The sequence below is a fragment of the Dactylosporangium sp. CA-139114 genome (genome assembly GCF_050955725.1).
Taxonomy (GTDB): domain Bacteria; phylum Actinomycetota; class Actinomycetes; order Mycobacteriales; family Micromonosporaceae; genus Dactylosporangium.
This window is the reverse complement of sequence record NZ_CP192080.1, coordinates 4,009,067-4,031,072: the sequence shown is the minus strand read 5'-3', so window position 1 is coordinate 4,031,072 and position 22,006 is coordinate 4,009,067. Positions and strand designations below refer to the sequence as shown.

22 protein-coding genes are annotated in these 22,006 nt (G+C 74.9%); 11 read left to right on the top strand and 11 right to left on the bottom strand.

Annotated features, from left to right (window positions below; genetic code table 11):
• Positions 1–174 precede the first annotated feature (174 nt).
• The 3 genes from ACQP2P_RS18345 (at position 175) to ACQP2P_RS18335 (ending at position 3,234) form a co-directional block, all read left to right on the top strand.
• Positions 175–2,079 (top strand): lytic polysaccharide monooxygenase, encoded by a 1,905-nt coding sequence (locus ACQP2P_RS18345; protein WP_433617561.1) that lies wholly within the window; start codon positions 175–177, stop codon positions 2,077–2,079.
• Between the two features lie 144 nt (positions 2,080–2,223).
• Positions 2,224–2,727 carry an FBP domain-containing protein gene (locus ACQP2P_RS18340; protein ID WP_433617559.1) on the top strand — a complete coding sequence of 168 codons (504 nt, stop codon included), beginning with the start codon at positions 2,224–2,226 and terminating at the stop codon, positions 2,725–2,727.
• Between the two features lie 102 nt (positions 2,728–2,829).
• On the top strand, positions 2,830–3,234 hold the full coding sequence (locus ACQP2P_RS18335; protein ID WP_433617557.1) for a hypothetical protein: 405 nt from the start codon (positions 2,830–2,832) through the stop codon (positions 3,232–3,234).
• 22 nt (positions 3,235–3,256) lie between these two features.
• On the opposite strand, the gene ACQP2P_RS18330 is transcribed toward ACQP2P_RS18335, so the two are convergent.
• Complete coding sequence (locus ACQP2P_RS18330; protein WP_433617555.1) at positions 3,257–4,225, bottom strand: helix-turn-helix transcriptional regulator; 969 nt, start codon at positions 4,223–4,225, stop codon at positions 3,257–3,259.
• Positions 4,226–4,228: 3 nt separating this feature from the next.
• Entirely contained in the window at positions 4,229–5,119 is an 891-nt protein-coding gene (locus ACQP2P_RS18325) for an SDR family oxidoreductase (protein ID WP_433617553.1), read from the bottom strand.
• Between the two features lie 153 nt (positions 5,120–5,272).
• Here ACQP2P_RS18325 and ACQP2P_RS18320 point away from each other — a divergent pair, with 153 nt between their 5' ends.
• From ACQP2P_RS18320 to ACQP2P_RS18310, 3 genes are all read left to right on the top strand, one after another.
• Entirely contained in the window at positions 5,273–5,611 is a 339-nt protein-coding gene (locus ACQP2P_RS18320; RefSeq protein ID WP_433617551.1) for a hypothetical protein, read from the top strand.
• A gap of 65 nt (positions 5,612–5,676) precedes the next feature.
• The gene (locus tag ACQP2P_RS18315) at positions 5,677–5,889 is read left to right on the top strand and encodes a hypothetical protein (protein WP_433075955.1); all 213 of its coding nucleotides are present in this window, start codon (positions 5,677–5,679) and stop codon (positions 5,887–5,889) included.
• Positions 5,890–5,917: 28 nt separating this feature from the next.
• Entirely contained in the window at positions 5,918–7,021 is a 1,104-nt protein-coding gene (locus ACQP2P_RS18310; protein ID WP_433617549.1) for a hypothetical protein, read from the top strand.
• Here the strand turns inward: ACQP2P_RS18310 and ACQP2P_RS18305 are convergent.
• Positions 7,006–8,253, bottom strand: coding sequence for an MFS transporter (locus tag ACQP2P_RS18305; RefSeq protein ID WP_433617547.1), 1,248 nt, complete (start codon positions 8,251–8,253; stop codon positions 7,006–7,008). The two genes, ACQP2P_RS18310 and ACQP2P_RS18305, sit on opposite strands and share 16 nt — an antisense overlap.
• A 42-nt stretch (positions 8,254–8,295) precedes the next feature.
• Between ACQP2P_RS18305 and ACQP2P_RS18300 the strand changes: the two genes are divergently transcribed.
• A complete protein-coding gene (locus tag ACQP2P_RS18300; protein WP_433617546.1) occupies positions 8,296–9,399 on the top strand; it encodes an ROK family protein in 1,104 nt (367 codons plus the stop codon).
• Here the strand turns inward: ACQP2P_RS18300 and ACQP2P_RS18295 are convergent.
• Both ACQP2P_RS18295 and ACQP2P_RS18290 read right to left on the bottom strand, forming a co-directional pair.
• Positions 9,376–9,756, bottom strand: coding sequence for an STAS domain-containing protein (locus ACQP2P_RS18295; protein ID WP_433617545.1), 381 nt, complete (start codon positions 9,754–9,756; stop codon positions 9,376–9,378). The two genes, ACQP2P_RS18300 and ACQP2P_RS18295, sit on opposite strands and share 24 nt — an antisense overlap.
• 64 nt (positions 9,757–9,820) lie before the next feature.
• Positions 9,821–10,291, bottom strand: coding sequence for an ATP-binding protein (locus ACQP2P_RS18290; protein ID WP_433075963.1), 471 nt, complete (start codon positions 10,289–10,291; stop codon positions 9,821–9,823).
• A 395-nt stretch (positions 10,292–10,686) separates the two neighbouring features.
• Here ACQP2P_RS18290 and ACQP2P_RS18285 point away from each other — a divergent pair, with 395 nt between their 5' ends.
• Positions 10,687–11,229: a DUF6939 family protein gene (locus ACQP2P_RS18285; RefSeq protein WP_433617543.1), complete on the top strand. Its 543-nt coding sequence runs from the start codon at positions 10,687–10,689 to the stop codon at positions 11,227–11,229.
• Between the two features lie 133 nt (positions 11,230–11,362).
• On the opposite strand, the gene ACQP2P_RS18280 is transcribed toward ACQP2P_RS18285, so the two are convergent.
• From ACQP2P_RS18280 to ACQP2P_RS18255, 6 genes are all read right to left on the bottom strand, one after another.
• Complete coding sequence (locus ACQP2P_RS18280; RefSeq protein WP_433617541.1) at positions 11,363–12,745, bottom strand: hypothetical protein; 1,383 nt, start codon at positions 12,743–12,745, stop codon at positions 11,363–11,365.
• A 130-nt stretch (positions 12,746–12,875) separates the two neighbouring features.
• A complete protein-coding gene (locus tag ACQP2P_RS18275) occupies positions 12,876–15,056 on the bottom strand; it encodes a heavy metal translocating P-type ATPase (RefSeq protein WP_433617539.1) in 2,181 nt (726 codons plus the stop codon).
• The gene (locus ACQP2P_RS18270) at positions 15,053–15,889 is read right to left on the bottom strand and encodes a hypothetical protein (protein ID WP_433617537.1); all 837 of its coding nucleotides are present in this window, start codon (positions 15,887–15,889) and stop codon (positions 15,053–15,055) included. Before ACQP2P_RS18270 ends, ACQP2P_RS18275 begins: the two co-directional genes overlap by 4 nt.
• A gap of 3 nt (positions 15,890–15,892) precedes the next feature.
• Positions 15,893–16,096, bottom strand: coding sequence for a heavy-metal-associated domain-containing protein (locus ACQP2P_RS18265; RefSeq protein WP_433075971.1), 204 nt, complete (start codon positions 16,094–16,096; stop codon positions 15,893–15,895).
• A 91-nt stretch (positions 16,097–16,187) separates the two neighbouring features.
• Positions 16,188–17,258 carry an aminoglycoside phosphotransferase family protein gene (locus tag ACQP2P_RS18260; RefSeq protein ID WP_433617535.1) on the bottom strand — a complete coding sequence of 357 codons (1,071 nt, stop codon included), beginning with the start codon at positions 17,256–17,258 and terminating at the stop codon, positions 16,188–16,190.
• 23 nt (positions 17,259–17,281) lie between these two features.
• Positions 17,282–19,165 (bottom strand): SpoIIE family protein phosphatase, encoded by a 1,884-nt coding sequence (locus ACQP2P_RS18255; protein ID WP_433617533.1) that lies wholly within the window; start codon positions 19,163–19,165, stop codon positions 17,282–17,284.
• Between the two features lie 137 nt (positions 19,166–19,302).
• On the opposite strand from ACQP2P_RS18255, the gene ACQP2P_RS18250 reads away from it, so the two are divergent.
• The 3 genes from ACQP2P_RS18250 (at position 19,303) to ACQP2P_RS18240 (ending at position 21,109) form a co-directional block, all read left to right on the top strand.
• Positions 19,303–19,515 (top strand): PspC domain-containing protein, encoded by a 213-nt coding sequence (locus tag ACQP2P_RS18250; RefSeq protein WP_433617532.1) that lies wholly within the window; start codon positions 19,303–19,305, stop codon positions 19,513–19,515.
• A gap of 13 nt (positions 19,516–19,528) precedes the next feature.
• Positions 19,529–19,831 (top strand): hypothetical protein, encoded by a 303-nt coding sequence (locus ACQP2P_RS18245; RefSeq protein WP_433617530.1) that lies wholly within the window; start codon positions 19,529–19,531, stop codon positions 19,829–19,831.
• 435 nt (positions 19,832–20,266) lie between these two features.
• A complete protein-coding gene (locus ACQP2P_RS18240) occupies positions 20,267–21,109 on the top strand; it encodes a YunG family protein (RefSeq protein WP_433617529.1) in 843 nt (280 codons plus the stop codon).
• Positions 21,110–22,006 lie beyond the last annotated feature (897 nt).

Sequence of the window (22,006 nt, the reverse complement as noted above, 5' to 3'; positions counted from 1 at the left end):
ACGGGGCGACGGAAGCCTATCCATCCGCACGTGCAGGATTCCAGCGTCCGGTGATGAATCTTTCATCGCATTTGCCAGCACTCGCGTGCGAAACCTGTTTCGTAATTGTCAATCCGCTGGTCAGCGGCCTTCAATCCGGTCAATGGACTGCCCTCGATGGGATGGAAGGTGGGCATGAACCGACGAAGAAGGCTCGCGCTGTGGTTTGCCGCGGTCCTGGCCGGAACCGGCTCGGTCGCGGTGTTCGCGGCCCCGGCCTCCGCGCACGGTGCGATGATGCAGCCGGGCAGCCGCCAGTACCTGTGCTGGAAGGACGGCCTGACCTCCACGGGCCAGATCGTGCCGAAGAACCCGGCGTGTGCCGCGGCCGTGGCGCAGATGGGCCCGAACGCGCTCTACAACTGGTTCGCGATGCTGCGCTCCGACGGGGCCGGGCGCACGTCCGGCTTCATCCCGGACGGGAAGCTGTGCAGCGCCGACGCCAAGGTGTACGACTTCTCGGGCTACGACCTCGTCCGCACCGACTGGCCGCTGACCCACCTGACCGCGGGCGCGTCGATGGAGTTCGACTACAGCAACTGGGCGGCCCACCCGGGCACGTTCTCGCTGTACGTCACCAAGGACGGCTTCGACCCGAGCAAGCAGATCACCTGGTCCGACCTCGAGTCGACGCCGTTCCTGCAGGTGACCAACCCGCCGCAGGTGGGCTCGCCGGGCACCGCCGACGGGCACTACTACTGGACCGGGAAGCTGCCGACGGCCAAGTCCGGCCGGCACATCATCTACTCGGTCTGGGCCCGCTCGGACAGCCAGGAGACCTTCTACGGCTGCTCCGACGTCACCTTCGACGGCGGCAACGGCCAGGTCACCGGGGTCGGCGACGGCACCGGCGGCGGCCCGACGGGCGGCCCCACGTCCAGCGGCCCGACCTCGAGGCCGCCGTCGAACCCGTCGAGCCCGTCGGCGTCGGCGTCGAACCCCGGCAACGGCGGCGGCGGCAACGGCGGCTGCACGGCGACGTACACGGTCACCAGCAGCTGGCAGGGCGGGTTCCAGGCCGACGTGAAGGTCACCAACCCGGGCACCGCGCCGATCTCCTCCTGGAAGGTCGGGTGGAACTACACCGGGGGCCAGACCGTCACCCAGGGCTGGAACGCCACCGTCACCCAGACCGGCACCGCGGTCTCGGCCGCGAGCGTCTCCTGGAACGGGACCGTCCCGGCCGGCGGCAGCACGAACTTCGGCCTGCTCGGCAACGGCAGCGCGGGCACCGCGCCCACGCTGTCCTGCGCCGCGAACGGCGGCAGCCCGGCCTCACCGAGCGCCGGCACCTCGTCGTCGCCGTCGCGCTCCTCGTCGCCCTCGTCCTCGCCCTCGGGCCCGGGCGGCGGCACGGCGTGCACCGGGGCCGCGTTCTGTGACGGGTTCGAGAACCAGAGCGGCACCACCGTCTCCGGCGACTGGACCACGTCGTTCGCCAACTGCCAGGGCTCCGGCACCGCCACCGTCGACACGTCCGTCGCGCACAGCGGCGGCAAGTCGGTGCGCGTCAACGGCCAGGCCGGCTACTGCAACCATGTCCTGGTCAAGCCGACCAAGGACCTCAGCGGCCTGGGATCCGTGTGGTACGGCCGGTTCTACGTGCGCCACACCACCGCCCTGCCGACCCAGCACGTCGCGTTCGCGGCGCTGAAGGACAACGGCGACGGCGGCAAGGACCTGCGCATGGGCGGGCAGAACGGCGCCCTGCAGTGGAACCGCGAGTCGGACGACGCCACCCTGCCGGCGCAGAGCCCGGCCGGCGTGGCCCAGTCCAGGCCGCTGCCCGTGAACTCCTGGAACTGCGTGGAGTTCATGGTCGACGGCCGCGGCCTGCTCTCGACGTGGCTCAACGGGACGGCCGTGCCCGGCCTGACCGCGGACGGCACGCCGACGGCGGACATCGACCAGCAGTGGCTGGCGCGCTCGTGGAGGCCGCAGGTGACCGACCTGCGCCTCGGCTGGGAGGCCTACGGCGACGGCGCGGACACCCTCTGGTACGACGACGTGGCGATCGGCGCCTCGCGCATCGGCTGCTGACGTCGCTGGTACCGCGCCCGGCCCGTCGGAACCGCCACGCCGACGGGCCGGGCGCTCCCGCCCGGCTCGCCGGCGTGGCGGTTCCGGGTGCCTAAGCGCTTTAATGCTTTGCCTAAGAGCATTAGGGGGTCGTACCGTCGAGGCGTGGAACCCATCACCGAACCCGACCTCCGGGCCGCCTTCGTCAACTGCTCCAAGGGCGAGGCCCAGCGCGCGCACGTGCCGCGCGACCTCGCCGAGCGGCGGTGGGACGACCTCGACTTCCTCGGCTGGCGCGACCCGGGCGCGCCCGACCGCTCATACCTCGCCGCCGAGCACGGCGGCCGCCTCGTCGCCGTGTCGCTGCGCGTGGCGCAACAGCAGCGGCGATACCTCGCGCGCGGCATGTGCTCGCTGTGCCTCACCGTGCATCCGGGCAATGGCGTTTCGCTCATGACCGGGCGCCGGACGGGCAAGGCCGGCCGCAACGGCGACTCCGTGGGCGTGTACCTGTGCACGGATCTCGGCTGCTCGCTCTACGTGCGCGGGCTGCGCAAGCCGAGCACCGGCGGCCGGCTGGACGAGACGCTCACCGTCGAGGAGCAGGTCGAGCGCCTCAACGGCAAGCTCACGGCCTTCCTCGACCGCATCACCGACGCGGCCGCATAGGTCCGGCTTGCCGTGGTCCGGCGCGCAGGCGCCGGGCCGGCGACTGAGGAGATCCACAGGTTTCCTCAGGCTGGTCACATCGAGGCGGCGGAACCTGAGCGTATGGCGATCGGGGAAGCATCGAGGATCGTGCGCTGGTATGCGTACGCGGGCTGCCTGGCGGTTGTGCCCTTCGTCGTGGCCGGGTTCCGGCTGCCCTGGTACGGCACGGCGGTCGTGCTCGGCGCGGCCATGGCGGCGTGGGCGCTGCTGCTCACCCTGGTCCGGCCCACCGCGGCAGCCGTTGCGTTGCCGGCGGTGTGGGCCGCGGCCGGCCTGCTCACGGTGTACGGCACGGGCATGCTCCTGCTGCACGGCACGGTCACCGCGGGGGCGCTCGCGGCCGGCGGATACGGATGGGCGCTGCTCGTCGCGGTGCTGTCGCATCAGCGCCGGCGCAATGCCGCGGCGCACCAGCGCGTGCCGCACCCGGGCGCGGCACGCGCGACGCCGCACGCGCGGGTCTGACGCCCCGGCAGGAGCACGGGCGTCAGCCGCGGTACAACGCGACCGTGCGCGCGGCCGCCTCGGCCAGCCGCGCCCGCAGCGACACCGGCGTCAGGACCTCCGCGTCCGGGCCCAGGGAGAGCAGCTGGGAGTAGGCGACGTCGGCCGACTCGGCCGGCAGTGCCACGACGACCCAGCCCGCCGCGTCGGGCGGGCCGGCGCCGTCCACCGCCGCGCGGTACGCCACCGCCTCGACGGCGAAGCGCAGCATCCGCAGCCCGTGCGGGCTCAGCCGCACCGTGACCGTCTCCGCCAGCAACCCCCGCTCGAATTCCGCCGCCCGCTCGGCCCAGAACGCCGCGAGGTCGAACCCGTCGTCGCGATCGAAGGGCGCCTCGGTGACCGTCGCCGAGCGGATGCGATCCACGCGATAGGTGCGCGGGCCGGCGTCGGCGCGGCCCACGAGGTACCAGATCCCGTTCTTGAGCACGAGCCCGAGCGGCGCGACGGTGCGGCTCACCTCGCCCTTGCGCCCGGCGTAGGTGACCTGCACGCGGCGGTCCTCCCACACGGCGCGGGCCAGCTCGGCCAGCAGCGGCGGCGGTGACGCGTCGCGGAACCAGCCGGGCGCGTCGAGGTGGAAGCGCTGCCGCGCGCGGGACGAGGCCTCGCGCAGCGGGTCGGGCAGCGCCGCGGCGACCTTCAGCTGCGCGGCCGCCAGCGCCTCGCCGAGGCCCATGTCGCGCGCCGGGCCGGGCAGCCCGGACAGGAACAGGGCCTCAGCCTCGGCGCGGCTCAGGCCGTTGAGCCGCGTGCGGTACCCGTCCAGCAGCCGGTACCCGCCGGCCCGGCCCTGCTCGGCGTAGACGGGCACGCCCGCGGCCGAGAGGGCCAGGATGTCGCGGTAGATCGTGCGCTCGGAGACCTCGAGCTGCGCGGCGAGCTCGGCGGCCGTGCGCGAACCGCCCGACTGCAGCAGCAGCACGAGCGAGATGAGCCGGGAGACGCGCACCGGCTAACGGTAGTCCTCGGGGCGGGTGAAGCCGCCCTGCTCGTAGGCCCAGAAGTCCGGCGCGCTGCCGTCCGCGTCGGTGATCCCGTACTGCTTCGCGAGCTCCGCGCTCGACAGCGACGCGCCGTTGCAGCGCGCCTTGTCCGGGTCGTGGGCGAGGGCGGCGACCCCGCGCCCGACGTACACCGGCGACTCGGACATCGCGAAGTGCGCGTCCTTGGCGATGCCGTCGCGCCAGGTCGCCTCGGTGACCCCGAAGTGGTCGAGCATGAGCTCGGAGCGCAGAAAGCCGGGCGTGACCGACACCGCGGTGCCGCCGACGGACCGCAGCTCCTCGGAGAGCGCGAACGCCATCCGGTTCACCGAGGCCTTCGCCAGGTCGTAGAAGAACGAGACACGGTACCGGCGGTGGTTGTACTCGGCCGTGCCGTCGGTCATCTCCACCACGAGGCCGCCCGGGGCGCGCACGAGCAGCGGCAGCGCCGCGTGGCTGGTGATGATGTGGGTGTCGACGGCCAGGCGCAGCAGCCGCAGCCCGCGTTCGAGGTCGTCCTCCCACAGCCTCTTGTCCCAGGCGAACATGCCCTCGGCGCCCCAGATGTCGTTGACGAGCACGTCGAGCCGCCCGTGCTCGGCGTCGATGCGCTCCACGACCGCGCGGACCTGGGCCGGGTCGAGGTGATCGGCCTGGATCGCGATGCCGGTGCCGCCCGCGGCGGTGACGAGCTCGGCGGTCTCCTCGATGGTCTCGGGCCGCCCGTATTCGGAGGCCTGCGCGCGCGTGGTGCGGCCGGTGCAGTAGACGGTCGCGCCGAGGGCGCCGAGCTGGACGGCGATCTGGCGCCCGGCGCCGCGGGTGGCCCCGGCGACGAGCGCGATGCGGTTCTGCGTCATGCCCTCAACCTCGCAGGAAAACCTGACAGGGTGCGTCCGACTTTCCCGGCGCGGATCGGACCGGCCGGCGCCGCGGCGGCCGGCACGCGGGCGCGACCCTCGACGCGCAGCAGCCGAGGTAGCACGTCGCCGCCGAGGTTAAGCTCGACGGTGATGAGTGTCATCGACCTCGACGCGGTGCCGGGCCCGCAGGACTCGCGGCCGGCGGCGGCTCGCGTGCCGGTCAGCCGGCGCACCCCCGCCGTGCGGGCGCTGGTGCTGCTGGCCCTGGCCCTGGCCGTCGGGCTGCCGCAGGGCACGGCGCCGGTGCCGGTGAGCGGGGGCCGTCCGCTGCCGCTGCCGAGCTACTGCACCGGCATCCCGCGCCCCGGCGGCCGGCTGAACATCGTGCGGAACGACACGTACGTCCTGCTCGACGCCACCACCGGCACCGTGCTGAGCACCGGCCGCTGCCCGCGCGGCACCGGGACCCGCTCGAACACCGGGAACTGAAATTACACCGGCGTAGTTGCCGCGTCGGCCTTTGTGCAGCTCAGGCCGCGAAGTAGCCTCGCTGCGTGAAGGTCATCGGCGCGATGCAGACGCCCGGCGGCGCCTGGCGCGTCGAGGTCGTGCGGCACGGGAGCGGCTCCCGGTGGTACCGCCTCATCCACGGCGAGAACATCGTCGACTTTTTGACCATCGGGCGGGTCGCGGAGCTGTTGGCGCAGGCCGGGGTCGACATGGGCGAGCTCACGGAGGTGGACACCCCGTCCGCGCGAGCGAGCTGAGGTGGCCGTCAGGCGTTACCTTGTGGTGGTGTCCGATCCGCCGCAGCCCGGTTTCCTGACGCGCCTGCGCGCGGGGCTGGCGGGCGAGCGGGACACGGTCTACCTCGAGGCCCTGCGCTCGGCCGGGCGGGTGGCCTATGACGAGATCCTGGCCGCCGACACGCTGCGCGACCAGCTGCCGAGCCTGTGGAACGCGCCCCCGGCCGCGGCCGGCCAGCTGCTCGCGGCGTGGAACGCGTTCGTGCTGCAGACCCTCGGCGAGACGTTCCTCGACGCGGACTACGCGGCGCGCCCGGGCACCGCCGGCTACGTGCCGCCGGTCACCTACGACCAGGCGGCCGCCTGGCTGCACGCGGTCGGCGACTGGGTGTCGCGGGCCCGGCAGGCGCGGGCCAACCCGGAGTACGACATCGCCATGCACACGGTCCTGCCCGCGCCGCTGCCGGCGTGGGCCGAGGGGTTCACCTGCCCGCCGGAGCACCTCACGGCGCTGCAGGCCGCGGTGACGCCGGTGCGCGAGCACGTCGAGGTGACCCTGCACGCGCTGGTCAAGACCGGAGTGCCGCCGCAGTACGAGTCCGCCGTCAACCGGCTGCACCAGGACACGGCGGCGGCGTCGGCGGCGGTGGACTACGCGGCCGGGCTGCGCACCGGGCGCCACCACGCCGGGCTGCACGAGCTCATCGAGCAGAACCTCAAGCGCGCCCTGGAACTGTGGTTCCGGGTCGGCCAGCTCGCGGCGATGCCGTCGCTGCTGGCCGGGCCGCGCTTCGACGTGTGGTGCATGACCGACCGGGCCACGCTGACCCGCTGGAAGCAGGACCCGCACGCCCGCCACGCCCTCGTCGAGATGTGGCGCACCGACCCGAACCCGGCCGCGACGCTGGCGATCCAGGCCCAGATCGACACGTGCCTGCAGACCGGCGATCTGTGGTACCACGTGCCGAAGGTCGGCGACACCTGCTACTTCGAGCCGCCGTTCTCGCCGCTCTACGAGGTCCGCCGCCCGGTGCGCATCTACGGCATCGCGATGCGGCCCGGCGCGCAGTTCGCGGTCCGCGGCGGGGCGGACCGGGGCCTGGTCCTGGGCCCGTTCCGCCCGACGCGGCGCGTGCGCTACCGCACCCGCTGAAGCTGCGGCTCCGGCGCCCCGGCGCACGCGCGGCGGGACGAGCGCGCCTCCAGGCCGAAGCTCACCGCGGCCAGGCCGAGCCCGAGCACGCCCAGGCCGACCCCGACCCAGCTCGGCGCGACGTACCCCCAGCCGGCCGCGATCACCAGGCCGCCCAGCGCCGCACCGAGGCTGTTGGCGATGTTCATCGCCGACTGGTTCACCGCGGCGCCCATGAGCTGCGCGCCCGGCGCGACCCCGATGAGCCGCGACTGCATCGCCGGGCCGAGGAACAGCCCGGCGGCGCCGATGAGGAAGGCGCCGGCGAAGAGCGTGTACCGGCTGTGGGCGAGCACCGCGAACGCCGCCATGCTCACGATGAACACGACGAACCCGGACAGCAGGCTGCGGCGCAGGTTGCGGTCCGACGCCCAGCCGCCGAGGGCGTTGCCGACCGTCATGCCGAGGCCGACCGCGACCAGCACCCAGGGCACGGAGCTCTCGCCGAGCCCGGCGACGTGCGTGGTCACCGGCGCGATGTAGCTGTCGATGGCGAAGAACCCGCCGAAGCCGAGGGCCGCGGTGACCGCCACGAGCCACACCTGCGGCTTGCGGAACGCGCGCAGCTCGGCGCGCGGCGATCCGGCCGGGTCGGCGGGCTGGCGGGGCACGGTGAGGGCGACGAACACGAGCGTGAGGGCGAACATGGCGGCGATCGCGAGGTACGCCTGCCGCCAGCCGGCCGCCTGGCCCAGCCGCGTGACGAGCGGGACGCCGAAGACGTTCGCGGCGGTGAGCCCGCCGAGGACCGCGGCGAAGCCCTTGGCCTGGCTGCCCGGGCCGAGGATGGCCGCCGCGAGGAGCCCGGCCGCGCCGAAGTAGGCGCCGTGGGGCAGGGCGGCCACGAACCGCGCGAGCAGCACCAGGCCGAACCCGGGAGCGAGCGCGGAGGCCACGGTACCGAACGTGAAGAGCCCGAGCAGCCCGACGACCAGGGTCTTGCGGGGCAGCCGCGCGGTCAGGGCCGCGATCGTGGGAGCGCCCACGACCACGCCCAGCGCGTACGCGGTGATCATCCAGCCGCCGTGCGCCACGGCCTTGGCGGGCGATTCGGAGTACAGCCGCGGCAGGAGATCCCGCGAGATGTCGGGCAGCAGGCCCATGGCCACGAACTCGGTCAGGCCGATGCCGAAGCCGCCCAGGGACAGGGCCGCCAGTGCGGTATAGCGGCGCACCGCGGTCAGGTCATCCACGCCGGACAGTTTAGCAACGCTGTTGCGTTATAGGCTGTGGTCGTGGACACGCCCGGCGCCGGCCTCGGCTATCTGCGCGAGTACAACGACGCGCTGGTGGTCGGCCTCGCCCGGACCCGGCCCGAGTTCGACCGCGCGTCCGTCGCCGCCGCGACCGGCCTCACCCCCCAGGCGGTCTCGAAGGTGCTCGCGCGGCTGGTCGCCGAGGGGCTGATCGAGCCGGGCGGGGTGCGCCGCCGCGGGGTCGGCAAGCCGGCGACCATCTACCGGATCGTCGCCGCGAGCCGCTTCGCGATCGGCGTGCACGTGGCCCGGACCCGCGTGCGGCTCGTCCTCACCGACCTGCTCGGCTCGGTGCTGGCCGGCTCGTCGCAGCCGTTGCCGCCCGACTTCACGCCCGACGAGCTGCTGGACGCCGTCGGCTCGGCGCGCGCGCGGCTGCTGCGGCGCCACCCCGTCGACCCGGCGCGCATCGCCGGGCTGGGGCTCGGGATGGTGGGGCCGCTCGACCACGCCAACGGGATCGTGCGGGACGCGCACCGGCTGCGGCACTGGCACGACGTTGCGCTGCGGGAGCTGGCGGCGGCGCGGCTGGGATCGGCGGTGCACCTCGACAAGGACGTGACCGCGGGCGTGACGGCGGAGGCCTGGCGCCGCGGCCGCGACTTCCGCGACGGCGTGCTCATCATGGTCGAGTCCGGCATCGGGGCCGGGCTGTGGCTGGGCGGGGCCGCGTATCGCGGGGCCCACACGAACGCGGGCGAGTTCGGGCACACCGTCGTGCAGTTCGACGGGCCGCGCTGCGTGTGCGGGCGGTCCGGGTGCCTCGAAGTGCTGCACGACGCGGCCGTGGCCGGCGGCGACGTGCCCCTCGCCGCCCGGCTGCTCGGCGTCGGGGTCGTCAACCTGTTGCAGACGACCGATGTCGGGCACGTGGTGCTGGCGGGCGCGGACCTGCTCCGCCATCGTGCGGTCTACCTGTCCGCGGTCGGCTCGGCCGTACGGTCCCAGGTGCCGCGCGCCGACTGGCTCACGGTGACCGTGTCCGTGTCGGCGCTGGGCGGGGACGTGATCGCGGCCGGGGCGGCGATGCAGGTGCTCAACGCCGCCTACGGCCCGCCGTCACTGGGCAGCGGCTCCGGTTAGGGAGCTGTGGATGGTGAACACCCGGTCGAGCCCGGTGATCTGGAAGATGCGCAGCAGCCGCGCGTGCGGGATGACCAGCTCGACCACGCCGCCGGACTCGGCCAGCCGCTTGTGCACGCTGATGAGCACGCCGAGCGTGGTGGAGTCGAGGAATCCGACGTCGCTGAGGTCGACGACCAGCGTGGTAACGCCGTCGTCGACCACCTTGTGCAGGTAGGCGCGCAGCTCCGGGGCGGTGGCGACGTCCAGCTCGCCGCTGGCCGTGACCACGGCGCGCGACCCCTCGACCGTCGAGGTGACCTGCATCGGCGTCCCGCCCCTTCTCCACGCCCCGTTCCCGGGGACATCATCCGTCACGATTATGTGCACTATCCGTAGTGTTCGGCCGTTCGTCCGGGCAAGCATACGTCCGGACGTCGGATTACTCTCGTCCAGACGGGTCCCACTGGAGGTGTTTGCTGAATCGCACCAGCGTGCCGGTGTCCTCCACGGAGACCACGTCGAGCTTCTCGACCACGGCGGCGAGCACGTGCAGCCCACGGCCGTGCTCCTCCAGCCGCCCCGGCTCCGTCTCCGGCCGGACGGGCTCGGCGACCGGGGCCCGCGCCGGGTCGAACCCGCCGCCGTCGTCGGTGACCTCGATCACGCACTCGCCGCCCTCGACCGTCACGTCGATGTGATAGTCGCTGGCGAGACTGGCGTGGGACACGACGTTTCCGCACGCCTCGGTGAGGGCGAGCCGGATGTCGTCGCGGCACTCCTGGGTCACACCGGCCCCGGCGAGGGCGCCGTCGAGCGTCCGGCGGGCGTCGCGGACCAGAGCGGCGTCACGCGGGAGTTCGAGCGAGAACTGCAGGCGCATGTCGTGCTGCGGCACATCTTCCTCCTTCATCGCGTCCACGGCGTACCCACCACACGCGCGCCGAAAACCGCACCCGCTTGCGGGCCGTCCCCGTCCCGCTCCCCGAGCGTTCCCACTCGCGCTCGCGCGCGCGTTTCCGAGCTGTGCGCGGGCAATGGTCCCGAGCGGTCACGGGTGCACTCGGCGACGGTGTCCGGCCTTGCTCGGCGGCGGCTCTCGCGCGCTCTCCAGCGGCGGTCTCCGGCCATGCTCTCAGGCGCTCGCACACGCTCCCCGGCGGGCGGTCCCCGGCCTTGCACTGCGGCGGCTCTCGCGCGCTCTCCGACGGCTCTCGCGCGCTCTCCCGCGGTTCCCGGCCGTGCGTCGGGCGGCCGCGGCGCTCCGCGGCCGGGAAAATGTCGTACCCCTGGGGCAGGATGCGGGTCATGGAGATCCGGGTCGTGCACCATGGCCGCCACGCCACCGCCGCGGCCACCGCCACCGTCGTCGACGTCACCTCACGCGGCCCGCACCCGTGGGTCCGGTTCAGCCCGTTCTACCCCCACGGCGGCATCCCGGTCCCCCTGACCCCGGGCGCGACCGGCACCTCCGTCGAGGCGATCTGGCAGGCCCTGAAGGTCTTCGAGTCCGCCGACGTGGACCGCGCCCTGCTGCAGGCGACCCGCATGACCGGCCTGAAGCGCACCGTGCGCCGCCACGGCCCCGTGCTCGGCCACCGCGCCGGCCTGGACGGCGCCGACCTGCTGGATTACGAGACCGCCCGCCGGCGCATCTACCTGCCCGCCTACCGCCACGTCCTCGCCCACAACCTCACCGCCGAGCTGACCCAGCTGCGCCGCTTGGCCGCCGCCGGCCCGGTCGCCCTGCTGGACTACACCACCAACGGCGACGTGTCCGACCTGTCCAAGCCGCTGTCCCACGCGGCCCTGATCCGCCTGCACCTCCTGGACGAGTGGCCCGGCGGGTGACACTCCACCACGCCACGCGTGCTCAGGGCTGACCGGGCGCGCGCATCGGGACGACCAGGTAACGAAGCCCCGACACCGCCGCACCCAGGTCCGAGGCGCGCAACGCCGCCAGAACGCGCACCATCACGCACGCTCAGCCCTGACCCGGCGCACGCATCGGGACGACCAGGTAACGAAGCCCCGACTCAGGCGCGCTCAGTTCCGTGGCGCGCAGCGCCGCCTGGATGCGCACGGTCACCGTCGCGCCGGCGAAGGCGTGCAGCGCCTCGGCCAGCAGCCGGGCCTGATAGGCGCGGGTGGCCTGCCCCGAGCGCACCGCGGCCTTGACGCTCTCCTCCGACTCGCCCCGCAGCGGATCGGCGGCCCCGACCAGCACCGCCCCCTCGATGCTCTGCAGCGTCACCCGCCCGTGCTCACCGGCATAGCCCGCGGCCCGCTCGACGGCGGCGGCGAGGGAGTCGGCGTCGAGCTCGAGCACGCACTCGGGTTCCACGTCGAGGAGCCGCTCGAACTGGGCATCGGGGTACGCGTCGCCGAGGGTCGGGGTGACCACACTGCCGCCGGGCCAGGACAGGGCGAACAGGTCGCCGGTGGCGTGCAGGGCGACGGAGCCGGCGCGACCCAGGACCGGGGCGACGCGGGTCAGGAGGGAGGCGGGGACCAGGGCCTCGAACGGGGTGGAGACGGCCGGGACGGTCGCCACCGCCAGGCGGTAGCGATCCGTGGCCAGCAGGGTCAGGGTCTCGCCGGTGGCACGGAACCGCACGCCGGTGAAGATGGGCAAGGCGTGCTCGCGTGAGGCGGCCCCGGCCACGGCGGCGGCGGCCGCGCGCAGTGACGGGCCGTCGACGCGACCCGCCTCGGGCGGCAGCGCCGCCGCCGAGGACCAGGCGCCGCGCCGGGCCAGACCACCACCCGAACCCAGGCCACCACCCGAACCCAAGCCACCACCCGAACCCAAGCCACCACCCGAAGCCCGGCCACCGTCCGGCGCCCAGCCACCGCCAAGGGCTCGGCCACCGCCCGCACCCGAGCCGGCACCCGACGCCAAACCGTCACCGGGGATCGGGCCACCGCCCGAGGCCGGGCCACTGTCCGCAGGCGAGTCACCGCCCGAGGCCGGGTCACCGGTCGCCGGCGGGGCCGGTGCGGACGTGGCCGGGGACTCGGCGGTGGTGGCGAGGATCGGGAGCGCGAAGCGGGCGCCCGGGACCTTCACGGCCAGGCGGGAGCCTTCGGCTACGAGCCGGGACTCCGGGGACGGCAGCGCGGTCAGCGTCTCGGCCAGGCCCCGGCGGGAGACCAGGGCCCGGCCCGGGGTGTGCACCGCGGCCTCGACCTCCAGGTGGACGGTCAGGGAGCCGTCCGTTGCCGTCAGGGTCAGGGTCGTGCCGGCGGCGTGGAGCAGGACGGCGGCGTGGACCGGCTGCGGGGAGCGGGCGGTCAGCAGGCGCACGGCCAGGGCGGCGGCATCGGCGAGCGGGCGGACCGCAGCGGTCACGTCGAGGGCGTCCATGGCGGCACCTTAGCCACGGGGTACGACAAAAAACCGCGCCCGCACACCCATCGGCCGAACCACGGCCCGCGACCGATCGCCGCGCCCACCGGCGATGGGGCAGATACGAGGCCGGGACAGGCGGCGGCGGTCAGGCGGCGATCGAGCGGAAGGCACGCAGCCGCAGGCTGTTGGCCACCACGAACACCGACGACAGCGCCATCGCCGCGCCGGCCAGCATCGGGTTCAGCAGGCCGAGTGCCGCCACCGGCAGGCCGATCACGTTGTACGCGAAGGCCCAGAAGAGGTTGCCGCGGATGGTGCCCAGCGTCGCGCGGGCGAGGCGGATGGCGTCGACGGCCGCGAGCAGGTCCGGCCGCACCAGGGTCAGGTCGGCCGCCTCGATGGCCGCGTCGGCGCCCGTGGCCATCGCGAGGCCGAGGTCGGCCTGGGCCAGGGCCGCGGCGTCGTTGACCCCGTCACCGGCCATGGCCACGACCCGGCCGCGGGCCTGCAGGTCGCGCACCGCGGCGACCTTGCCCTCGGGCAGCACCCCGGCGATGACCTCGTCGATGCCCACCTCGGCGGCGACCGACCGGGCCACCTCGGGCGCGTCGCCGGTGAGCAGGACGGGGGTGAGTCCCAGGCCCCGCAGCCGCCGTACGGCCTCCGCGCTCGTCGGCTTCACGGCGTCCGCGACGCGCAGGCCGCCCCGCACGGCGCCGTCCCACGCGACGAGGATGCCCTCGGTGTCGATGTCGATGCCGTGGGAGCGCAGCAGACCGGCGCGCCCGACGAGGACCGTGCGGCCGTCGACGGTTCCCTGCACCCCGAGGCCGGGGACGTTGCGGAAGTCGGTGACGGCGGGCAGTACCGAGGCCTCGGAAGCCGCTCGGGCCACCGCGCGGGCCACCGGGTGCTCCGACGCGTGCTCGACCGCGCCGGCCCGCCGCAGGATCTCGGCCGCGTCCTCGCCGGGGCGGGGGTCGACGGCCAGCAGCGTGAGGCGGCCGGTGGTGACGGTGCCGGTCTTGTCCAGCACGATCGTGTCCACGCGCCGGGTCTGCTCCAGCACCTCGGGGCCCTTGATGAGCACGCCGAGCTGGGCGCCGCGGCCGGTGCCGACGAGCAGCGCGGTCGGCGTGGCCAGGCCGAGCGCGCACGGGCAGGCGATGATGAGCACGGCGACGGCGGCGGTGAACGCGGCCGTGGCGCCGGCGCCGGTGCCGAGCCGGAAGCCGAGCGTGGCCACGGCGAGCGCGATGACGACGGGCACGAACACGCCGGAGATGCGGTCGGCGAGGCGCTGCACGGCGGCCTTGCCGCTCTGGGCCTGCCGGACGAGCTCGGCCATGCGGGCGAGCTGGGTGTCGGCGCCGACGCGGGTGGCCCGCACGAGCAGGCGGCCGCCGGCGTTGACGGTCGCGCCGGTGACGGCGGCGCCCGGGCCGACCTCGACCGGCACCGACTCGCCGGTGAGCAGGCTCGCGTCGACCGCGGAGCTGCCCTCCTCGACGACGCCGTCGGTGGCGATCTTCTCCCCCGGCCGCACCACGAACCGGTCCCCGACCCGCAGCCGCGCGACCGGCACGCGGTGCTCGGCGCCGTCGCGCAGCACCGCGGCGTCCTTGGCCCCGAGCTCGAGCACCATGCGCAGCGCGGAGCCGGCGCGGCGCTTGGCGCGGGCCTCGAAATACCGCCCGGCGAGCAGGAACAGGGTCACGCCCGCGGCGGCCTCGAGGTAGATGTCGCCGCTGCCGTCGGTGCGCCCGATCGCGAACGTGAACGGGTGGGTCATCCCGGGCTCGCCCGCGCTGCCGAAGAACAGTGCCCACAGCGACCAGCCGAAGGCGGCCACGGTACCGACGGAGACCAGCGTGTCCATCGTGGCGGCCCCGTGCCGCAGGTTCACGAGCGCGGCCCGGTGGAAGGGCAGGCCGCCGTAGACGACGACGGGCGCGGCGAGCGTGAGCGAGGCCCACTGCCAGAAGGTGAACTGCCACGCGGGCACCATCGCCAGCACGATGACCGGGATGCTGAGCGCCGCGGTGACGAGCAGGCGGGTCCGCAGGTCGTCGAGCTCGTCGCGCGGCTCGGCGGCCGGCTCCGCGGCCGGCTCGGCGAACGCGGCCGTGTAGCCGGTCCGCTCGACCGTCGCGACCAGGTCGGCCGGCGTGACCGTCGCCGGGTACTGCACGCTCGCCGTCTCGGTCGCGTAGTTCACCGAGGCCGTGACCCCGTCGAGGCGGTTGAGCTTCTTCTCGATCCGCGACGCGCACGAGGCGCAGGTCATGCCGCCGATCGACAGCTCGATGCGCTGCACGGTGTTCATCTCGCCTCCGCGGTGAACTCGGCGGTGTGCACGGTCCCGCCGTGCTGGAAGTCCAGGTAGAGCCGGTACCGCCCGGGCGAGGGCACCTCCGCGGTGAAGCCGACCTCGGGCCCGGCCGCGCCCGCCTCGGGGTGCACGTGCAGGTAGGCGAGGTCGCCCTGGCGGAGTGCGACGAGGTGCCCGTAGGCGCCCAGGTACGGCTCCAGGTCGGTGACCGGCGCCCCGCCGCGCTCGACGCGCAGGGCGAGCGGGGACGCGGCCCCGGGGTGCAGGTCACCGGTGAGCGTGACCGTGTACCCGTCGACGCTCGCGGTCCGGGCCGGCGCCGGCAGCGGCACGGGCCGGTAGTCGCCGGGCGCGTCGACGTCGGCGCCGAGCGTGAGCCCCTCGGCGCGGCCGGCGGGCACGAAGTCGGCGAAGGCGCGGTACGGCCCGGCCCCGGCGAGCGGCACCGGCGCGCTCCACACCCCGCTCGCGTCGCGCACGGGGTGCAGGTGCCGGAAGCCGGTCAGGTCGCGGCGCACCACGATGAGGTGCAGCTCCTTGCCGTGCGCGGTGGTGTAGGCGGTGACCGGCCGCCCGTCGGGCCCGTCGACGCGGAAGCGGAACTCGTCGCGCAGCTCGGACACCAGCGGCACGAGCGTGTAGCCGTCCTCGGCGATCTGCAGGCCCGCGGGCAGGCCGGCGGCGTGCGGCCGCATGTCGGCGTGCGCCGGGGCGGGCGGCGGCGCGACGGGTCCGGCCAGGTGGCCCGCGCCGAACGCGACCGCGAACAGTCCCGCCAGCCCGGCGGTGTACGCGCCGAGCCGTGCCGGTGCGCTCAGGCTGGGCACGGCTCAGCCCGCCACCGCGTAGCCGGCCTCGTCGACGGCCTCGCGCACCGCCGCCGGGTCGAGCGGGCGGTCGCTGGTCACCGTCACGGCGCCGGTCGGCAGGTCGACCGCGACGGCGGAGACGCCCTCGAGGCGCCCGAGCTCCTCGGTCACCGCGTTGACGCAGTGCGAACAGGTCATCCCGGTCACGGTGTAGGTCGTCAGCATCGCGCGCTCCTCGTGTCGTGTACCCCCTGGGGGTACCTCCAGCCTACGCCACAATAAACCCCAGGGGGGTATCAGGCGCAAGCGAGGTACGTCACGACAGCCGGGGCCGCAGGAGCGTGGCGACGTCGAGCGCGCGGCTCGCCGGGGTCCACGCGTCGCCCGGGCTCCACCGCTCGGCCATCCACACGTCCGACAGCACGGCCTTGACGAAGCCCCACGCCACCAGGCGGTCCAGCGGCTGCCCGAGCCGGTCGGCGAGCCGTTCGAGGCGGCCGGGCACCAGGGCCAGCAGCGCCGGGTCGCGGTCGCCGGGGTCGGGGTTGAACAGCCAGGAGCCGATCTCGTACGCCGGGTCGCCGCTCAACCCGTGCGGGTCGATCGCCAGCCAGGGGGCCCGCCGCGCGGACAGCAGGTTGTCGTGGTGCAGGTCACCGTGCAGGAGCACCCGGGACGGGGCCGACGCGCACAGCTCGCGCATGAGCCCGGCCGCGGCGGACACGAACGCGCGCGGCAACGGGTCGTCGCCGGGGAACCGGGCCAGGTGGGCGTCGAACGCGCGCACCTGCCTGAGCACGTCCGGCAGCACGGGCGCCGCCGCGCCCGGCACCGGCGCGGGCGCGTGCGGGGCGCGCACGGCATCGGCCGCGATCGCCGGACGGCCGGGCGCCGGACGGTCCGGTACGGGCACGTGCGGGGCGCGCACGGCATCGGCCACGGCCGCGACCGCCGCACGGCCGGGCGCCGGACGGTCGGATACGGGCACGTGCAGGGCGCGCATGGCATCGGCCACGGCCGCGGTCGCCTCGGCGTCGGGCAGGTCGCGGGCCCGCACGCCCGGCTCGGCGCGCTCGATCAGCAGGGCGCCGCGCTCCAGATCCGAGCGCAGCAGGCGTACCGCGCCCCGCCCGCCGAACGCCGCGAGCGCCCGCGACTCCTCCTCCAGCGACCCGCCGCCCGGCACCCCGAGCTTGAGCACCGCCGGCTCGCCGCCGGCGGTGGTGGCCGCCACGACGTAGTGGTACGACAGGTCGAACGGCGCCCCGACGCTCAGCCCCCAGTCGCGCGCCACGGCGGCGACGGTCTCGGGCAGCGCGTCGAGCCAGCGGGCGCCGGGCTCCCCCCACGTGGCGGTGACGTTGCGCCGCAGCGCGGGCGTGATCATACGTACCTCCGGCGCGGGAGCGGTCAGGTGTGCGGGAGCGCGACCAGGGCCAGCACGTGCCGGGCCGGGCTGCCGGGCGGGGCGAGCAGCGTGAGCGCGGTGTCGTGGGCGCGGTGCCGGGCCGCGATCGCGTGCAGGGCCGCGACCCCGGCGCTGGCCAGGTGGGTCACGCCGGACAGGTCGGCGGTCAGCGGCACCGTGCCGCCGCGCGAGCGGTACAGCAGCTCGTGCTGCAGCCGCTCGGCCGTCGCGGCGTCGACCGGACCGGCGACGAGGACCGTCGCGGCGTCCTCGGAGTCCACAATGGACATCAACTCGTCCGGCTCCGCGACGTCGGCGGGCCCGGGTCCGGCCGCGCCGAGCAGGGCGGCGGGGCGGGTGACGCGGTGGCGGAGCGTCGCCACGGTACCGCGGCCGGAACGATCCATCGTGAGCTCGTCCACGAGCTGCGAGGACAGGGCCAGGCCGCGGCCGCGCTCGGAGACCCTCCGCGGTTCGCGCCACGGCCCCGGGCCCGCCACCGTGATCTCGGCGACCCCGAGCGGCGTGAGGCGGGCGGTGACCGCGACGCTGCCGCCGGGCGGGGCGTGCTCGACCGCGTTCGTGGCCAGCTCGCCGACGGCGTGCTGGATGGCGAACGCGTCCTCCCCCGTCACCGCGACGGTCTCGAGCCAGGAGCCGAGCGTCTTGCGCAGGGCGCCGAGGTGGGTCAGGTCGGCGGGGACGTCGGTGTGCATCGGCTCGACGGGGGCCGAGCGCTGCGCGGCGAACAGCGTGATGTCGTCGCGGTAGCCGGTGGTCCGCACGAGCAGCTCGACGGTCTGGGTGCAGGCGCGCTCGGCCGGGGACACGTCGGGCGCGTGCAGGGCGCGCCCGGCGACGGCGGCGGCCGCGACCCGGGCGAACTCGCCGGAGGCGGCCGCGACCGTGCGGCCGGGGCGCTCGATGATGCCGTCGCTGTACAGCAGCAGCACGTCGCCGACGTCCAGCCGCTCGGTGGCGACGGGGAAGGTGCCGCCCGTGCCGAGCGGACCGGCGCCGGACGGGGCCAGGAAGCGCGGCTCCCCGGCGGCGGTGACGAGCAGCGGGGGCGGGTGGCCGGCGGTGCAGTACTCCACGGCGCCGCTGCCGAGGTCCAGCACCGCGACGCAGACGGTCGCGGCCCGGGCCCCGGGCACCCGGCGCGCGAACCGGTCGGCGGCGGCAAGGGCCTCGGCCGGGCCGGCGCCGTCGTCGAGGCGGTCCTGGAGCACGGCCCGCAGCTGGCCCATCACGCCCGAGGCGGTGACCCCGTGGCCGACCACGTCGCCGACGACGAGCGCGAGGGTGCCGCTCGCGCGCGGCACCGCGTCGAACCAGTCGCCGCCGGCGGCCGTCCCGGCGCCGGCCAGCAGGTAGCTCGCCGCGACCCGGGCGCCCGGGAGCAGGGGCAGCCCGCGGGGCAGCAGGGCCTGCTGGAGCGCGTCGACGACGTCGCGGGCCTGACGGTACTGTTCCCGCAGGTCATCCGCGTCCCGCTCGGCCTCCAGGCGAGCCTGGACGATCTCGGTGACGTCGATGCCGCCGGCGATCACGCCACGGACCGTGCCGTCCGGCTCCAGCCACGGGTTGATGCTGAAATCGGCGTAGAACTCGCGGACCGAGCCGTCCGGCTGGGCCAGATGGGCCCGCCAGCGCTGGCCGGCGACGGGGACGCCGGTGCGGTACACCTCGTCGTAGGCGTCGAGCCAGCCCTGCCCGGCGAGATCGGACAGCGCCTCGCGCAGCGGACGGCCGATGACGTCCCGCTCGCCGGTCATCGCCAGCGCGGCCCGGCTGACGCCGAGAATCCGCAGCTGGGGACCCTCGGCGACGAGCAGGACGAAGGGCGCCTGCTCGACGGCGGAACGGATCGGATCGGGGCCCATACCGCCCATCCTGTCAGGCGTGCGGCGGTCGATACATCTGGACCGTTGTCAGGGGCTTGCCGGGGCTGTCCCCTGATGCGGCTGGGGTGCCGGCGCGGCGACGCTGGTAGTACCCCGATCGCGATAGGAGAACGACAATGGACAGCGTGTACGGCTCGATGCGCCGGCAGGGTCTCGTCCGGCCGATGCACGGCCGGCTCCTCGGCGGCGTGTGCGCGGGCCTCGGCCGGCGCTTCGGCCTGGACCCGTGGGTGGCGCGCCTGCTCTTCGTCCTGGCGCTGCTGGTCATCCCCGGCAGCCAGATCCTGGTCTACCCGATCCTGTGGATCCTCATGCCGTCCGAGGTGTGACTACGCTGCCGGCGTGACTGATCGCGCCCATCCTCCGGCCGGCCCGTACGAGATCGGCTCCACAACCTGGCCGGGCCTGGCCAAACTGGCCGAGGAGGCCGGCGAGCTCGTGCAGATCCTGGCGAAGCTCGTCGGCGCCTCGGGCCGCGAGACCTACTACGACGGCACCGACCTGCGGGCGCGGCTCATCGAGGAGTGCGCGGACGTGATCGCGGCCGTTACCTTCTTCACGGAGACGAATGCGCTGGGGCCGGCGGTGGACGAGCGGGCCGGCGAGAAGCTGGCGCTGTTTCGCCGCTGGCACGCCGAGGGCTGATCTTTCGCCACGGTTCGCGTGCGACCGGCGCTTCGTCGCTGGGTGCCGGCGGGCGCCGGCCTTCCTCCACCTCGGTCGGCTCAGCACGTTCATGGGGCAGCTGACACTCCCCCGCCTTGGTTGGCACTCAGCGCCTTCGGTTGGGCAACTGACATTCCTCCGCCTTGGTCGGCTCAACACGTTCGATGGGCAACTGACACTCCCCCACCTTGGTTGGCACTCAGCGCCTTCGGTTGGGCAACTGACATTCCTCCGCCTTGGTCGGCTCAACACGTTCGATGGGCAACTGACATTCCTCGACCTTGATTGCCGAAAAGTCCGACACTTCGTGATCGGACTTTTCGGATTTATACCCCGACAGGGGATTTGTCGGCTTGATAGCCTCCTGAGCTGCGGCGATGCATTTTTGTCGTACCCCTCCGGCATGATGCGGCCATGTTGCTCCCCCTCCTGCTGCGCTCCTGGGGTCCCGAGACATGCGACCCGTCCGACCTCGCCGACTGGCACCCCGGCAACCCGTCCCGCGGCCAGTGCGGCACAACCGCCCTGGTCGTGCGCGAGGTCCTCGGCGGCGACCTGCTCCTCGGCCGGGTCACGGCCGGCGGGGAACCGGCCGGCGTCCACTACTGGAACCGCCTCCCCGACGGCACCGAGCTCGACCTGACCCGCGACCAGTTCCGCCCCGGCGAACTCGTCACCCCGGGCACCGTCGTGGTCCCGCCCGAGGGCCCGCCGAACCGCTGCCGGGGCCAGCACGCGATCCTGCGCCATCGCGTGCTCACCGCCCTGGGCCGCCTCCCGGCCCCCGACCCGGCCGCGCCACCCCTCCGGCTGGCCATGGCGCTGCTGGTCGATCCGGCGGGTGCGGTGCTGCTCCGCCGCCGCTCCCCCACCGCCGCCTTCGAGCCCGGCCAGTGGGCGCCCCCGGTCGCGCGCATCCAGCCCGCCGACCCCGCCACCAACGCCTTCACCCGCCGCGGCCTGGCGGAGGAGGCCGCGCGGCGCGCCCTGGCGGAGGAGGCCGGCATCGAATACACGGACCGCCTCCACCACCACTGGCACGGCACCCTGCCGGACGTGACGGGCCGGGCGCCCCACGTGGAGATGACGGTCCTGGCGGGCCGCCACGACCTGGGCGACGCGGGCATCCTGGCCGACGACCTGTCCGCGACCGACCTGTCCCCGACGGCGGCCGTGTGCCTGCAGGCGCTGATCAAAAGCAGCCGCGCGAGCCCGGTCCGAGCCGAGACCGCCACCCGCCGCACGACTTCAGCCTGACGCAATCCGACGACGGCGCGCCAACGGGAGCTGATCAAAAGCCGCCGGGCGCGCCGCCCCGCACGCCGCTCGACAGGCGGCGGAGCCATCCGCCGCCACGGCCCGGAGAGCGCGCCCAGCCCGTGGCGCGCCAGCCCGTGGGCCGCCTTCACGTGGGCCGCCGGCACGTGGGCCGCCGACACATGGCGCGCCAGCCCGTGCCGTGGAGCACCGGGCCTTGGCGCCGACGGCCGCTACGAGCGCGGCGAGACGCCGTCCTTGGGACACGCCCGCCGCCGCGGCCCAACCACACCCGCGACCGCCGCGCGCACGGGAAGCCGCCGCACGGGCCCCGCCCACACCGCCACCGCTGCCCACACTGCGACCGCCGCGCGCACGGCCACCGCCGCGAGCAGCCGCCGCACGAGCCGCCCACACCGCCACACGGCACGAGCACGGTGAGCCGCCACACCGCCACCGCCGCGCGCACCGCGAGCAGCCGCCGCACGAGCCGCCCACACCGCACACGGCACGAGCACGGTGAGCCGCCGCACGGCCCGCCCACACCGCGACCGGCGCGAGCACGGTCAGCCGCCACGCCGCCACCGCCGCACGCACCGCCACCGCCGCACGCACCGCCACCGCCGGGCGCACCGCCACCGCCGGGCGCACCGCCACCGCCGCACGGGCCGCTCACACCGCCACACGGCACGAGCGCGGGGAGCCGCCGCACGGCCCGCCCACACCGCGACCGGCACGAGGACGGTCAGCCGCCACACCGCCACCGCTGCCCACACTGCCGCCCGGGCCGCTCACACCGCAGACCGGCACGAGCGCAGAGAGCCACCACCCGCCGCGCACCTCCCGTCGTTCACGACCGCCCGTCGCGCGACCGGGTTACGAGCAGGGCGAAGGGCC